Below are 14,865 nucleotides of genomic sequence, written 5' to 3' on the forward strand. Positions count from 1 at the left end.
ATTTTTCCAGATTCGGCGCTATTATCTGCCCGATTTATATCCATAGTCATATCAGGAGAAATACCATGACGAAATACCGTCACACGAAAGGCAAGATACAAGACAACGCCATTGAAGCGTTATTACACGATCCTTTATTCCGCCTGCGGGTGGAGAAGAACAGCAAAGGGAAAGGCAGCTACCGGCGTAAAGAAAAACATGGCAAAGGGGCAAACTGGGAGACCAGTGGTAAGCAATCAAACGATTATTTACCACTGGCCTTCTGGTTTTAAGACGTAAAAAAGCCCTCATCAGCGAGGGCTTTTTGATCTATAACAGACGTGAGCTTAGGCTTTTGGCTGATCTTTGGCTAACAGATCGCGTATTTCCGTCAGCAGCTTCTCTTCTGCGCTTGGCGCCGGCGGAGCCGCTGGTTTTTCTTCCTGCTTACGACGCGCTTTGTTCATCAACTTAATTGCCAGGAAGATAGCGAAGGCAACAATTACAAAGTCAAAGATCGTTTGAATAAAGTTACCGTAGTTCATGATGACCGCCGGGATTTCACCCTGCGCTTCACGTAATACTAAGTGGAACTGTTTGAAATCGACACCGCCGATCAGTAAACCCAACGGCGGCATGATGATATCGGCAACGAATGACGATACGATCTTACCAAACGCCGCACCAATAATGACACCAACAGCTAGGTCAACAACATTGCCACGCATGGCAAACTCGCGGAACTCTTTCAACATACTCATAGAACACCCCTCGCAAAATTAATAACTCAAGTTTAACAAAGCAACTTCCCTTTGCCACAAATCGCAGAGAAAAGTTTGTATCTTGTCTCTTACGTTTCTTAAACGGCTTAAAAAAGCCTACAGGAAGAATGGACTCGGCTGGAATAAACGCTCGACGTCCGGTACAAATTTCTTATCGGTGATGAACATAATGACGTGATCACCCTGTTCAATTTTACTATTACCGCTGGCGATAATGACATCATCGCCACGTACGATGGCGCCAATGGTGGTTCCCGGCGGCAGTTTAATCTCTTCTACGCTGCGGCCGACCACCTTGGAGGTGCTTTCGTCGCCGTGCGCAATGGCTTCAATCGCCTCCGCAACGCCGCGGCGCAGCGAGGAAACGCTGACGATATCCGCTTTACGCACGTGGCCCAGCAAGGCGGAAATGGTCGCCTGCTGCGGTGAAATGGCAATATCGATCACGCTGCCCTGTACCAGGTCGACATAGGCACGACGCTGTATCAGCACCATGACTTTTTTGGCGCCCAGACGCTTGGCCAACATGGCGGACATGATATTTGCTTCGTCGTCGTTGGTAATGGCGATAAATACGTCGACCTGATCGACATGCTCTTCCGCCAGCAGCTCCTGATCGGACGCATCGCCATAAAAGACAATGGTGTCGTGCAGTTGCTCCGCCAGTTCTGACGCCCGCTGTTGGTTACGTTCGATCAGCTTGACGTTGTAATCCTTTTCCAACTTGGCTGCCAGGCCCGCGCCGACGTTGCCGCCGCCGACGATCATAATGCGTTTGTAAGGTTTCTCCAGCCGCTGTAGCTCACTCATTACCGCGCGAATATGCTGCGATGCTGCGACGAAGAACACCTCGTCACCGGCTTCGATAATTGTCGAACCTTGCGGACGGATAGGGCGGTCCTGACGAAAAATAGCGGCGACGCGCGTATCGATATGCGGCATATGCTCGCGCATGGAGGACAGCGCATTGCCCACCAACGGGCCACCGTAATAGGCTTTTACCGCAGCAATGCTGACCTTGCCCTCGGCAAAATTGACCACCTGCAGCGCTCCGGGGTACTCAATCAGCTTGTAGATATAATCGATAACCAGCTGTTCCGGCGAGATCAAATGATCGATCGGTACCGCTTCCGGCAGGAAGAGCTTCTCCGACTCACGGATATATTCCGAAGCGCGGATACGGGCGATGCGGTTCGGCGTATTAAACAGCGAATAGGCGATCTGGCAGGCCACCATATTGGTTTCATCCGAATTGGTGACGGCAACCAGCATGTCGGCATCTTCCGCGCCGGCTTCACGTAGCACGCGCGGGTAGGAACCGTGTCCCTGCACGACGCGCAGATCGAATTTGTCCTGCAGCTGGCGCAGGCGGTTCGTATCGGTATCCACCACGGTGATATCGTTATTTTCACCGACCAGGTTTTCCGCCAGTGTCCCGCCAACCTGGCCTGCGCCAAGAATAATTATTTTCATCGTGTTCTCTGCTTCACACAGCAAGGCTGAGGGCGTAATGCTACGCCCGGAGAGTTACATTTTAATCAGCTTAGCGTAAAAGAAGCCATCGCCATCTTCAGGGTGAGGAAGGTTTTGCCGTTCGGTGCCGGCCAGCCGGGCGTCGCTATGGCGCTGCAGGAAGGCCTGCAACTGTTGGCTATTCTCTTGCGGTAAAATCGAACAGGTGGCATAAACCATTACGCCGCCCGCTTTAAGGTGTGGCCAGATGGCATCGAGAATTTCCGCCTGCAGGCCGGCCAGTTCGGCAATGTCGCTATCGCGGCGCAGCCATTTGATATCCGGATGACGACGAATCACGCCGGTGGCGGAACAAGGCGCGTCCAGCAGAATGCGGTCAAACTGTTTGTCGCCGCACCACTGCTGTGGCGTACGGCCATCACCCTGTTTCACCTCGGCGTGACAATGCAAACGTTGCAGGTTTTCTTTTACCCGGCTCAGACGTTGCTCATCAATATCCACGGCCATAACATGCGCCTGTGGAGCCGCTTCGAGGATATGGGTGGTTTTGCCGCCGGGAGCAGCACACAGATCGAGGATCTGCTCGCCATCTTGCGGATCCAGCAGATCGACGCAGCCTTGTGCGGATGCATCCTGCACCGTGGCCCAGCCGTCGGCGAATCCCGGTAAGTTGTTTACCGCGCACGGCGTGAGTAAGCGCACTGCGTCAGGGTATTCCGCGTGCGCGACGGCCTCAATGCCGGCCTGCGCCAGCAGGTGCAGATAGTCATCACGGCTGTGATGGCGGCGGTTAACCCGCAGCCACATGGGCGGCTTTTGATTATTGGCGTCGACGATCTGTTGCCACTGTGCGGGATAAGCCTGTTGGACACGCTTCAGCAGCCAGCTTGGGTGCAGGTAGCGGCTGTCATGATTCGCCGCGCGTTGCATCAACGCTTCCTGTTGGCGCTGGAACTGACGCAGTACGCCGTTGACCAATCCTTTAAGCTGCGGGCGCTTTAGCGCGACTGCGCCATTAACCGTTTCCGCCAGGGCGGCATGGGCCGGGATGCGGGTATACAGCAATTGGTACATGCCGACCATCAGCAGATAGTGCAACGTACGCTGCTTGCCTACCATCGGTTTTGCCATCAGCTGTTGGATACACCATTCAAGCTGCGGCAGCACGCGCAGCGTGCCGAAGCACAGTTCCTGCAGCAGGGCGCGGTCCTTATCGGAAATTTTGTTATTCAGTGCCGGCAGCAGGGTGCTGAGCGATTGCCCCTGATCCAACACCTGGCCGATGGTTTGAGCAGCGATGCTGCGGAGGTTGTAGTTATTTTTCATAGGCTAAAGCTGGATGACATCGGCTTGAGGAAAATAAACGGCCCGGCGTTGTCTGCCGGGCTGTGAAGGTGGTTTACAGGCGGTTACCTGGCGCAAACCATTCGCGGCGTGAATTTAACAAATCTTTAGCCGACATCGGTTTCTTGCCCGCAGGCTGCAGCTGCGTCAGGCATAAAATACCTTCGGCGGTGGCGACCTGAATACCGTGCTTGTCCGCCTGCAGGATAGTACCGGGTTCCGCATCGCTGTTACCAGCCAGTGCCTGGGCTTGCCACACTTTCACCGGCTGTTCATCAACGGTGAAATAGCTGATCGGCCACGGGTTGAAGGCGCGTACGCAGCGTTCCAGCTGCACGGCGGAAAGGCGCCAGTCCAGACGCGCTTCTTCCTTGCTCAGTTTCTCGGCATAGGTCACCAGCGCTTCGTCCTGAACTTCGCGTTGTGCTGTACCGTCCGCCAGCTGCTGCAGCGTGGTCAGCAGCCCTTGCGGGCCAAGCTCGGCCAATTTGTCATACAGGCTGGCGCTGGTATCCGTTGCTTCTATCGGACAGGCAATTTTGTGCATCATATCGCCGGTATCCAGACCGACATCCATCTGCATGATGGTCACGCCGGTTTCCCGATCGCCGGCCCACAGCGCACGTTGAATTGGAGCGGCGCCGCGCCAGCGCGGCAGCAGTGAGCCATGTACGTTGATACAGCCAAGGCGCGGCATATCCAGCACCGCCTTTGGCAGGATCAGGCCATAAGCCACCACGACCATCACGTCTGCATTAAGATCGGCGACCAGATGCTGGTTCTCTTCCGGACGCAGTGATTTGGGCTGAAACACGGGCAGCTGATGCTGCTGCGCCAGCACTTTCACCGGGCTTGGCGTCAGCTTGTTGCCCCGGCCGGCCGGTCGATCGGGTTGGGTGAAGACGCCGACGACCTGATGCCCAGAAGACAACAGCGCGTCAAGGTGACGCGCTGCGAAGTCTGGTGTGCCGGCAAAGATAATCCGTAAAGAATCAGACACGATGTTTCCCTGCTTGGTTAGGCGCGCGCTTGCTGTTTGGCCAGCTTATCCAGTTTTTCCACTTTCTGGCGAATACGCTGACGCTTCAGCGGCGACAGATAATCGACAAACAGTTTGCCGATCAGGTGGTCCATCTCGTGCTGAATGCAGATGGCCAGCAGATCGTCGGCTTCCAGTTCGAATGCTTTGCCATCGTAATCCAACGCGCGGATTTTTACCTTCTCGGCACGCGGCACCAGAGCGCGTTGCTCAGGGATGGACAGACAACCTTCTTCGATACCGGTTTCACCGCTCTTTTCCAACAGCTCCGGGTTGATCAGCACCATGCGCTGATCGCGGGTTTCGGAAACGTCAATGACGATAATACGTTGATGGATGTCCACCTGAGTCGCAGCCAGACCAATGCCTTCCTCTGCGTACATGGTTTCAAACATATCATCCACGATGCGCTGGATATCTGCATTGACTTCTTTTACCGGGGCCGCAACTTTGCGCAGCCGCTCGTCTGGGAAATGTAATACCTGCAAGACTGACATATATCTTTAGATCTGTATCCGAGTAATAAAGGGGGTATAGCTTCTATTCTAGACATTTCCAGCTCCGATTGACAGCATCGTCTACCAATTGCACGGATTGGCGATACCGCCAGGAATAGCGAGGGAATGCGCGATGACGCCTGAAGAAATAGGGTTGAGATTATCTTGGGTCAGCGGGATGGAGGCATCGTTGGCCAGCGAACTGCAGCAGCAGTTGATTGACGTCGGTGGTGAGCCGTCGCACCATTTGCGCTCCTTGGGATTGAGCGCCAGGCAGCGTCGGCAGTTCAATCAGGCCGATTCGGCGGCGCTGGCGGCGACGCTGACCTGGCTGGAGTCGCCGGGCCGCTATATGCTGACCTACAGTTCGCCGCATTATCCCCCGCATTTACATACCTTGGCCGATGCGCCGTTTCTGCTGCTGGTTGAAGGTTGTCTTGAAGCGTTGCAACAGCCACAGATCGCCATGGTCGGCAGCCGGAGCGCCAGCCATTACGGCGCTCGCTGGGGACATGAATTCGCCGTGGGCTTGGTTCAGCAGGGCTATGCCGTGACCAGCGGGCTGGCCCTGGGCGTGGATGGTATCTGTCATCGTGGCGCGTTGGCCGCGCAGGGAACAACGCTGGCAGTGCTGGGCTGCGGGTTGGCGAACGTCTACCCGAGCCGTCACCGGCAACTGGCTGCGCAGATCGTGGCGCAGGGCGGGGCGCTGATCTCTGAATACCTGGTGACGGCAATGCCTCTGCCTGCGCATTTTCCTCGCCGGAACCGCATCATCAGCGGCCTGAGCCTAGGGGTCTTGGTGGTAGAAGCGGCGGTACGCAGCGGTTCGTTGATTACCGCACGCCTGGCGTTGGATCAAGGGCGTGATGTTTTTGCCTTGCCCGGCGCATTAGGCAACCCGATGAGCGCTGGCCCACACTGGCTGATCCAGCAAGGCGCCCACTTGGTGACACAGCCACAGGAGATTGCACAATTGTTGGGAAGCGGGCTGAACTGGCTGCCTATGGATGAAAAAACAACTATTTCTGCATCAGACGTCGAAGTTGAATTGCCATTTGCTGATGTGTTGGCTAACGTAGGAGATGAGGTGACACCTGTTGACGTCGTCGCTGAACGTGCCGGCCAACCTGTGCCAGAGGTGGTAATGCAATTACTCGAACTGGAGTTAGCAGGATGGATCGCAGCTGTACCCGGCGGCTATGTCCGAATAAGGAGGGCAAGCCATGTTCGACGTACTCATGTACTTATTTGAAACTTATATCCACAATGAACCAGAGATGCGCGTCGACCAGGATAAACTGACGAACGATCTCGCTGAGGCGGGATTTCATCGTGAGGATATCTACAACGCTTTGAATTGGCTTGAAAAACTTGCAGATCTGCAAGAGGGTGAAAATGCGCCGTACTTTATGAGTGCCGATCCGCTCGCCATGCGGTTCTACACGGAAGAAGAAAGTATGCGTCTTGACGCCGGTTGCCGTGGTTTTCTCCTTTTCCTTGAACAGATTCAGGTATTGAACCTCGAAACCCGAGAAATGGTTATCGACCGTGTTATGGCTTTGGATAATACGGAATTCGATCTCGAAGATCTGAAATGGGTCGTGCTGATGGTGCTGTTTAATATCCCCGGATATGAAAGCGCCTACCAGCAGATGGAAGAACTGCTGTTTGAAGTCAACGAAGGTTATCTGCACTGAGCCGGTACCACGCGTATGCCCGTTATACTTCAAGCTGCAGGCTTATCGGCTTCCTCCGGTCTATACGCTCCGTATATGACCGGGGGGTTGCCTGCGGCCGTCTTCCTGCAACGTGAATTATTTAGGGCATAAAAGAAGTTATGACAAAAGCAGCGATTTTTGCCGCCAGGCAAAATGAACCCTGTCCGGAATGCGGGGCCGAACTGGTGATCCGCAGCGGTCGCCACGGTCCTTTCCTCGGTTGTTCTCAATACCCAGACTGCCAGTATATTCGTCCGCTGAAGGCACAGGCTGATGGACATATCGTCAAGGTGCTGGAGGGACAACACTGTCCAAAATGTCAGGCGACACTGGTATTACGGCAGGGGCGCTACGGCATGTTTATTGGCTGTAGCCACTATCCTGAATGCGATCACACCGAGGTGATCGATAAACCGGACGAAACCTCTATTACCTGTCCACAATGCGGGCAGGGCAAATTGCTGCAGCGTAAATCACGCTATGGCAAAGTTTTTCACTCTTGCGATCGCTATCCAGAATGCCAGTTTGCCCTTAACAACAAGCCTGTCGCCGGGGAATGCGCCTACTGTCATTACCCGCTGCTGATGGAAAAACGTACGGCAAAAGGCCCGCTCCTTTGCTGCGCCAGCAAACTGTGTGGGAAGCCTGTCGCAATCACAGAATAACAACACTATGAGCTCAGAATTCACCGCCATTATTAATGCACTGAACAATCAACAGGTCATCGCCTATCCGACCGAGGCCGTGTTTGGCTTAGGCTGCGATCCCGATAGCGAACAGGCGCTGCATAAGCTGTTGGACTTAAAACAGCGCCCGTGGGAAAAGGGACTGATCCTGATTGCCGCCGATTACCAGCAGCTGTTGCCTTATATCGACGACAGCCGGCTTACGCCATCGCAACGCGAGACGATGTTTGCCTGCTGGCCAGGCCCGGTAACGTGGGTTATCCCGGCCAAACCGACTACGCCGCGTCTGCTTACCGGGCGTTTCGACTCACTGGCGGTGCGCGTCAGCGACCATCCGCTGGTGCAGCAGCTATGTCGCGAGTTTGGCAAGCCGCTGGTATCAACCAGCGCCAATCTCAGTGGTCAGCCGCCGTGCCGTCAGGCGGCAGAGGTTGTGCAGCAGTTTGGTGAAGGGTTCCCGGTGCTGCCGGGCAACGTGGGCGGACGTCAGAATCCGTCGGAAATCAGAGATGCGTTGACCGGTGAACAGATCCGGCAGGGCTAAGGGGAAGCAATGGAGCCGTTTGCGGTTTTTGGTAATCCCATCGCACACAGCAAGTCACCACGTATTCATGCCCTGTTTGCGGAACAAACCGGCATAGAGCATCCCTACGGTACCGTTTTAGCGCCGTCGGATGGTTTTGCGGATAGTCTGCAGACATTTATCGATGCAGGCGGCAGAGGTGCGAACGTTACCGTTCCTTTTAAAGAGCAGGCTTACCGGCTGGCCAATGAATTGACGGAACGCGCGCAGATGGCCGGGGCGGTTAATACGCTTAAGATTCAGTCGGGTGGTCAGCTGCTGGGCGACAACACCGACGGCATTGGCCTGCTGAGCGATCTGGAGCGCCAGCGCTTGATCAAGCCCGGCGATCGCATTTTGCTGGTGGGCGCCGGCGGCGCTGCGCGTGGGGCGATTCTGCCACTCCTGTCTTTTGGCTGCTCGGTGGTGATTACCAACCGTACGTTCAGCCGGGCGCAAGAACTGGCGCAGGCGTTCCGGCATTTGGGCGAGATCGCGGCGTTGTCGTTGGATCAATGCGATCGGGCCGAGTATGAGCTGGTGATCAATGCAACGGCTTCCGGTCTGGGTGGTGAAGTGCCGGCTCTGCCGGTGAAGGTGCTTGGAGCGCAAACCCGTTGCTATGACATGTTTTATCAACGCGGTCTGACGCCTTTCCTCGACTGGACAAGCCAACAAGGCGTCACGCGATATGCCGATGGTTTAGGCATGCTGGTGGGTCAGGCGGCCCATGCGTTTTTGCTATGGCATGGTGTGATGCCGGAGATTGAGCCGGTGCTGCAGCAGCTTCGCCAGGAAGCTGCCCTGTAATCCAGCCCCCGTTCCCGTTAGAGAGCGGGGGTTATTTCAAATATCTTCCGACAGATAGTCGTTTTTCCAGTCAACGTAGTTATTTGACGAGTAACGCAACCCTTCTAATTCAGCGGGCGTCAATGGGCGTACCTGGCGAGCCGGGCTGCCCATATATAAGTAGCCGCTGGCTAAACGCTTGCCAGGTGCCACCAAACTGCCGGCGCCGATCATCACGTCATCTTCTATAATGGCGCCATCCAGCAGGATCGAACCCATCCCGACTAAAACGCGGTTGCCGATGGCACAGCCATGCAACATCGCCTTATGTCCGACGGTAACGTCTTCGCCGATCAGTAGCGGGTAGCCTTCGGGGTTATGAGCGGATTTATGGGTGACGTGCAGTACGCTGCCATCTTGTATATTGCTGCGGGCGCCAATCTTCACCGCATTCACATCGCCGCGAATGGCGACCAGCGGCCAGATACTGACATCATCGGCCAGTTCAACATTGCCGATCACCACGCTGGAAGGATCGATCATCACGCGTTGACCGATTTGCGGAGTGTAATGAAGATAAGAACGAACTGCTTCAGACATGGTAAAGCCTCACGCCGGGATCATATTTACCGGCAATACTAGACGCTGGCGATGGAATTACAACCAATCCCACGCGGCGATCCTGCTAAAAACGGCCCCGATCGCATAAGATCCACACGAAAGGGCGGAAAAGTGCGCAAGCGATAAGAAAAGATCAAAAAAGGGGTTGTGCAAAAAACTCGGATCCCTATAATGCGCCTCCATCGACACGGCGCAAGTGATTCACTTCACACAGCGGCCGAGACGAAAGAGAAAAAATCCTGAAAAAACGGGTTGACTCTGAAAGAGGAAAGCGTAATATACGCCACCTCGAGTTAGCAAGCGAAAGCGCGTAACTCACTGCTCTTTAACAATTTATCAGACAATCTGTGTGGGCACTCACAAGACGATATCCAGCATCTTCGGATGCAAAAAAATATCAAGTCTTGAAGAGTGACTAACTGAAGTAAAATTCATGCAGTAAATCTTTGAGCAACAGCTATTAACTTAGCGAATCAAGCTTTTAATTGAAGAGTTTGATCATGGCTCAGATTGAACGCTGGCGGCAGGCCTAACACATGCAAGTCGAGCGGCAGCGGGAAGTAGCTTGCTACTTTGCCGGCGAGCGGCGGACGGGTGAGTAATGTCTGGGAAACTGCCCGATGGAGGGGGATAACCACTGGAAACGGTGGCTAATACCGCATAACGTCTTCGGACCAAAGTGGGGGACCTTCGGGCCTCACACCATCGGATGTGCCCAGATGGGATTAGCTAGTAGGTGGGGTAATGGCTCACCTAGGCGACGATCCCTAGCTGGTCTGAGAGGATGACCAGCCACACTGGAACTGAGACACGGTCCAGACTCCTACGGGAGGCAGCAGTGGGGAATATTGCACAATGGGCGCAAGCCTGATGCAGCCATGCCGCGTGTGTGAAGAAGGCCTTCGGGTTGTAAAGCACTTTCAGCGAGGAGGAAGGGTAGTGTCTTAATACGGCATTACATTGACGTTACTCGCAGAAGAAGCACCGGCTAACTCCGTGCCAGCAGCCGCGGTAATACGGAGGGTGCAAGCGTTAATCGGAATTACTGGGCGTAAAGCGCACGCAGGCGGTTTGTTAAGTCAGATGTGAAATCCCCGAGCTTAACTTGGGAACTGCATTTGAAACTGGCAGACTAGAGTCTCGTAGAGGGGGGTAGAATTCCAGGTGTAGCGGTGAAATGCGTAGAGATCTGGAGGAATACCGGTGGCGAAGGCGGCCCCCTGGACGAAGACTGACGCTCAGGTGCGAAAGCGTGGGGAGCAAACAGGATTAGATACCCTGGTAGTCCACGCCGTAAACGATGTCGATTTGGAGGCTGTGCCCTTGAGGCGTGGCTTCCGGAGCTAACGCGTTAAATCGACCGCCTGGGGAGTACGGCCGCAAGGTTAAAACTCAAATGAATTGACGGGGGCCCGCACAAGCGGTGGAGCATGTGGTTTAATTCGATGCAACGCGAAGAACCTTACCTACTCTTGACATCCAGAGAACTTAGCAGAGATGCTTTGGTGCCTTCGGGAACTCTGAGACAGGTGCTGCATGGCTGTCGTCAGCTCGTGTTGTGAAATGTTGGGTTAAGTCCCGCAACGAGCGCAACCCTTATCCTTTGTTGCCAGCGGTTCGGCCGGGAACTCAAAGGAGACTGCCAGTGATAAACTGGAGGAAGGTGGGGATGACGTCAAGTCATCATGGCCCTTACGAGTAGGGCTACACACGTGCTACAATGGCGTATACAAAGAGAAGCGAACCTGCGAAGGCAAGCGGACCTCATAAAGTACGTCGTAGTCCGGATTGGAGTCTGCAACTCGACTCCATGAAGTCGGAATCGCTAGTAATCGTAGATCAGAATGCTACGGTGAATACGTTCCCGGGCCTTGTACACACCGCCCGTCACACCATGGGAGTGGGTTGCAAAAGAAGTAGGTAGCTTAACCTTCGGGAGGGCGCTTACCACTTTGTGATTCATGACTGGGGTGAAGTCGTAACAAGGTAACCGTAGGGGAACCTGCGGTTGGATCACCTCCTTACCTAAAGATATCCTGACTGTGCAGTGTCCACACAGATTGTCTGATGAAAAGAACGAGCAAAGCGTCTGCGAAGCCGACATATACCGTGTCCCCTTCGTCTAGAGGCCTAGGACACCGCCCTTTCACGGCGGTAACAGGGGTTCGAATCCCCTAGGGGACGCCATTTGCTGATATCGGGTGAAAGACGGTATCAAACGATATCTCAAAACTGACTTGCGAGTCATGTTTGAGATATTTGCTCTTTAACAATCTGGAACAAGCTGAAAATTGAAACATGGCAGCTGAAACTTGTCCCCCGTAGAAGTTCGGGATGAGGAGTAACCTGTCATAGAGTCTCTCAAATGTAGCAATGCGACGATGTCGAAAGACACCTTCGGGTTGTGAGGTTAAGTGACTAAGCGTACACGGTGGATGCCTAGGCAGTCAGAGGCGATGAAGGGCGTGCTAATCTGCGAAAAGCGTCGGTAAGGTGATATGAACCGTTATAACCGACGATACCCGAATGGGGAAACCCAGTGTGTTTCGACACACTATCGTTAAGTGAATACATAGCTTAACGAGGCGAACCGGGGGAACTGAAACATCTAAGTACCCCGAGGAAAAGAAATCAACCGAGATTCCCCCAGTAGCGGCGAGCGAACGGGGAAGAGCCCAGAACCTGAATCGGCTTGTGTGTCAGTGGAAGCGTCTGGAAAGTCGCACAGTAAAGGGTGATAGTCCCGTACACGAAGATGCACAGGTCGTGAGTTCGATGAGTAGGGCGGGACACGTGTTATCCTGTCTGAATATGGGGGGACCATCCTCCAAGGCTAAATACTCCTGACTGACCGATAGTGAACCAGTACCGTGAGGGAAAGGCGAAAAGAACCCCGGCGAGGGGAGTGAAATAGAACCTGAAACCGTGTACGTACAAGCAGTGGGAGCACCTTCGTGGTGTGACTGCGTACCTTTTGTATAATGGGTCAGCGACTTATATTTTGTAGCAAGGTTAACCGAATAGGGGAGCCGTAGGGAAACCGAGTCTTAACTGGGCGTCTAGTTGCAAGGTATAGACCCGAAACCCGGTGATCTAGCCATGGGCAGGTTGAAGGTTGGGTAACACTAACTGGAGGACCGAACCGACTAATGTTGAAAAATTAGCGGATGACTTGTGGCTGGGGGTGAAAGGCCAATCAAACCGGGAGATAGCTGGTTCTCCCCGAAAGCTATTTAGGTAGCGCCTCGTGAACTCATCTTCGGGGGTAGAGCACTGTTTCGGCTAGGGGGCCATCCCGGCTTACCAAACCGATGCAAACTCCGAATACCGAAGAATGTTATCACGGGAGACACACGGCGGGTGCTAACGTCCGTCGTGAAGAGGGAAACAACCCAGACCGCCAGCTAAGGTCCCAAAGTCATGGTTAAGTGGGAAACGATGTGGGAAGGCACAGACAGCCAGGATGTTGGCTTAGAAGCAGCCATCATTTAAAGAAAGCGTAATAGCTCACTGGTCGAGTCGGCCTGCGCGGAAGATGTAACGGGGCTAAACCATGCACCGAAGCTGCGGCAGCGACGCTTATGCGTTGTTGGGTAGGGGAGCGTTCTGTAAGCCGTTGAAGGTGTGCTGCGAGGCATGCTGGAGGTATCAGAAGTGCGAATGCTGACATAAGTAACGATAATGCGGGTGAAAAACCCGCACGCCGGAAGACCAAGGGTTCCTGTCCAACGTTAATCGGGGCAGGGTGAGTCGACCCCTAAGGCGAGGCTGAAAAGCGTAGTCGATGGGAAACAGGTTAATATTCCTGTACTTGGTGTTACTGCGAAGGGGGGACGGAGAAGGCTAGGCTAGCCGAGCGACGGTTGTCTCGGTTTAAGCGTGTAGGGGGAGTGACCTGGTAAATCCGGTTGCTTGCTAACCCTGAGGCGTGATGACGATGCACTACGGTGCAGAAGTAGTTGATGCCAAGCTTCCAGGAAAAGCCTCTAAGCTCCAGGTAACACGAAATCGTACCCCAAACCGACACAGGTGGTCAGGTAGAGAATACCAAGGCGCTTGAGAGAACTCGGGTGAAGGAACTAGGCAAAATGGTGCCGTAACTTCGGGAGAAGGCACGCTGGCGCGTAGGTGAAGTCCCTTGCGGATGGAGCTGAAGCCAGTCGCAGATACCAGCTGGCTGCAACTGTTTAATAAAAACACAGCACTGTGCAAACACGAAAGTGGACGTATACGGTGTGACGCCTGCCCGGTGCCGGAAGGTTAATTGATGGGGTTATGGGTAACCAGAAGCTCTTGATCGAAGCCCCGGTAAACGGCGGCCGTAACTATAACGGTCCTAAGGTAGCGAAATTCCTTGTCGGGTAAGTTCCGACCTGCACGAATGGCGTAATGATGGCCAGGCTGTCTCCACCCGAGACTCAGTGAAATTGAACTCGCTGTGAAGATGCAGTGTACCCGCGGCAAGACGGAAAGACCCCGTGAACCTTTACTATAGCTTGACACTGAACATTGAGCCTTGATGTGTAGGATAGGTGGGAGGCTTTGAAGTGTGGACGCCAGTCTGCATGGAGCCAACCTTGAAATACCACCCTTTAATGTTTGATGTTCTAACTCGGCCCCCTAATCGGGGGTGAGGACAGTGTCTGGTGGGTAGTTTGACTGGGGCGGTCTCCTCCCAAAGAGTAACGGAGGAGCACGAAGGTTAGCTAATCACGGTCGGACATCGTGAGGTTAGTGCAAAGGCATAAGCTAGCTTGACTGCGAGAGTGACGGCTCGAGCAGGTGCGAAAGCAGGTCTTAGTGATCCGGTGGTTCTGAATGGAAGGGCCATCGCTCAACGGATAAAAGGTACTCCGGGGATAACAGGCTGATACCGCCCAAGAGTTCATATCGACGGCGGTGTTTGGCACCTCGATGTCGGCTCATCACATCCTGGGGCTGAAGTAGGTCCCAAGGGTATGGCTGTTCGCCATTTAAAGTGGTACGCGAGCTGGGTTTAGAACGTCGTGAGACAGTTCGGTCCCTATCTGCCGTGGGCGTTGGAAGATTGAGAGGGGTTGCTCCTAGTACGAGAGGACCGGAGTGAACGCACCACTGGTGTTCGGGTTGTCATGCCAATGGCATTGCCCGGTAGCTAAGTGCGGAAAAGATAAGCGCTGAAAGCATCTAAGCGCGAAACTTGCCTCAAGATGAGTCTTCCCTGGGCCTTTAAGGTCCCTGAAGGAACGTTTAAGACTAAGACGTTGATAGGCTGGGTGTGTAAGTGCAGCGATGCATTGAGCTAACCAGTACTAATGAACCGTGAGGCTTAACCTTACAACACCGAAGGTGTTTTAGAGACGGATGACAAAATCGTCGGGAACGATTTTGAA

General features: G+C 54.1%; 12 protein-coding genes, 1 tRNA gene and 2 rRNA genes. 9 read left to right on the plus strand and 6 right to left on the minus strand.

Annotated elements, in window-relative coordinates; all coding sequences use genetic code 11:
• Positions 1–65 precede the first annotated feature (65 nt).
• On the plus strand, positions 66–272 hold the full coding sequence (locus tag FO014_RS11695) for an alternative ribosome-rescue factor A (protein ID WP_160029640.1): 207 nt from the start codon (positions 66–68) through the stop codon (positions 270–272).
• Positions 273–326: 54 nt separating this feature from the next.
• On the opposite strand, the gene mscL is transcribed toward FO014_RS11695, so the two are convergent.
• The 5 genes from mscL to def form a co-directional block, all read right to left on the minus strand.
• Positions 327–740, minus strand: coding sequence for a large-conductance mechanosensitive channel protein MscL (gene mscL, locus FO014_RS11700; RefSeq protein ID WP_160029641.1), 414 nt, complete (start codon positions 738–740; stop codon positions 327–329).
• A gap of 117 nt (positions 741–857) precedes the next feature.
• Positions 858–2,234, minus strand: coding sequence for a Trk system potassium transporter TrkA (gene trkA, locus FO014_RS11705; protein ID WP_160029642.1), 1,377 nt, complete (start codon positions 2,232–2,234; stop codon positions 858–860).
• Between the two features lie 54 nt (positions 2,235–2,288).
• Positions 2,289–3,560: a 16S rRNA (cytosine(967)-C(5))-methyltransferase RsmB gene (gene rsmB / locus FO014_RS11710; protein ID WP_160029643.1), complete on the minus strand. Its 1,272-nt coding sequence runs from the start codon at positions 3,558–3,560 to the stop codon at positions 2,289–2,291.
• 73 nt (positions 3,561–3,633) lie between these two features.
• A complete protein-coding gene (gene fmt / locus FO014_RS11715) occupies positions 3,634–4,578 on the minus strand; it encodes a methionyl-tRNA formyltransferase (protein ID WP_160029644.1) in 945 nt (314 codons plus the stop codon).
• 17 nt (positions 4,579–4,595) lie between these two features.
• Positions 4,596–5,114, minus strand: a complete 519-nt coding sequence (def, locus tag FO014_RS11720) for a peptide deformylase (protein WP_160029645.1) — start codon at positions 5,112–5,114, stop codon at positions 4,596–4,598.
• Between the two features lie 133 nt (positions 5,115–5,247).
• Here def and dprA point away from each other — a divergent pair, with 133 nt between their 5' ends.
• From dprA to aroE, 5 genes are all read left to right on the plus strand, one after another.
• A complete protein-coding gene (gene dprA / locus FO014_RS11725; protein ID WP_160029646.1) occupies positions 5,248–6,369 on the plus strand; it encodes a DNA-protecting protein DprA in 1,122 nt (373 codons plus the stop codon).
• On the plus strand, positions 6,341–6,814 hold the full coding sequence (smg, locus tag FO014_RS11730; protein WP_015962123.1) for a DUF494 family protein Smg: 474 nt from the start codon (positions 6,341–6,343) through the stop codon (positions 6,812–6,814). Before dprA ends, smg begins: the two co-directional genes overlap by 29 nt.
• A gap of 140 nt (positions 6,815–6,954) precedes the next feature.
• On the plus strand, positions 6,955–7,500 hold the full coding sequence (locus tag FO014_RS11735; protein ID WP_160029647.1) for a DNA topoisomerase family protein: 546 nt from the start codon (positions 6,955–6,957) through the stop codon (positions 7,498–7,500).
• Positions 7,501–7,507: 7 nt separating this feature from the next.
• Positions 7,508–8,065, plus strand: coding sequence for an L-threonylcarbamoyladenylate synthase type 1 TsaC (tsaC, locus tag FO014_RS11740; protein ID WP_160029648.1), 558 nt, complete (start codon positions 7,508–7,510; stop codon positions 8,063–8,065).
• Positions 8,066–8,074: 9 nt separating this feature from the next.
• Positions 8,075–8,893, plus strand: a complete 819-nt coding sequence (aroE, locus tag FO014_RS11745; RefSeq protein ID WP_160029649.1) for a shikimate dehydrogenase — start codon at positions 8,075–8,077, stop codon at positions 8,891–8,893.
• Positions 8,894–8,929: 36 nt separating this feature from the next.
• Here aroE and FO014_RS11750 read toward each other — a convergent pair whose 3' ends face one another.
• Entirely contained in the window at positions 8,930–9,472 is a 543-nt protein-coding gene (locus tag FO014_RS11750) for a gamma carbonic anhydrase family protein (RefSeq protein ID WP_105232867.1), read from the minus strand.
• Between the two features lie 503 nt (positions 9,473–9,975).
• On the opposite strand from FO014_RS11750, the gene FO014_RS11755 reads away from it, so the two are divergent.
• From FO014_RS11755 to FO014_RS11765, 3 genes are all read left to right on the plus strand, one after another.
• A 16S ribosomal RNA gene (locus FO014_RS11755) occupies positions 9,976–11,517 on the plus strand.
• 87 nt (positions 11,518–11,604) lie between these two features.
• A tRNA-Glu gene (locus FO014_RS11760) sits at positions 11,605–11,680 on the plus strand.
• 221 nt (positions 11,681–11,901) lie between these two features.
• Positions 11,902–14,809, plus strand: a 23S ribosomal RNA gene (locus tag FO014_RS11765).
• The 16S and 23S rRNA genes sit together here with 1 tRNA gene alongside, the layout of an rRNA operon.
• Positions 14,810–14,865 lie beyond the last annotated feature (56 nt).

It is taken from the genome of Serratia rhizosphaerae (genome assembly GCF_009817885.1).
Lineage (GTDB): Bacteria > Pseudomonadota > Gammaproteobacteria > Enterobacterales > Enterobacteriaceae > Serratia_B > Serratia_B rhizosphaerae.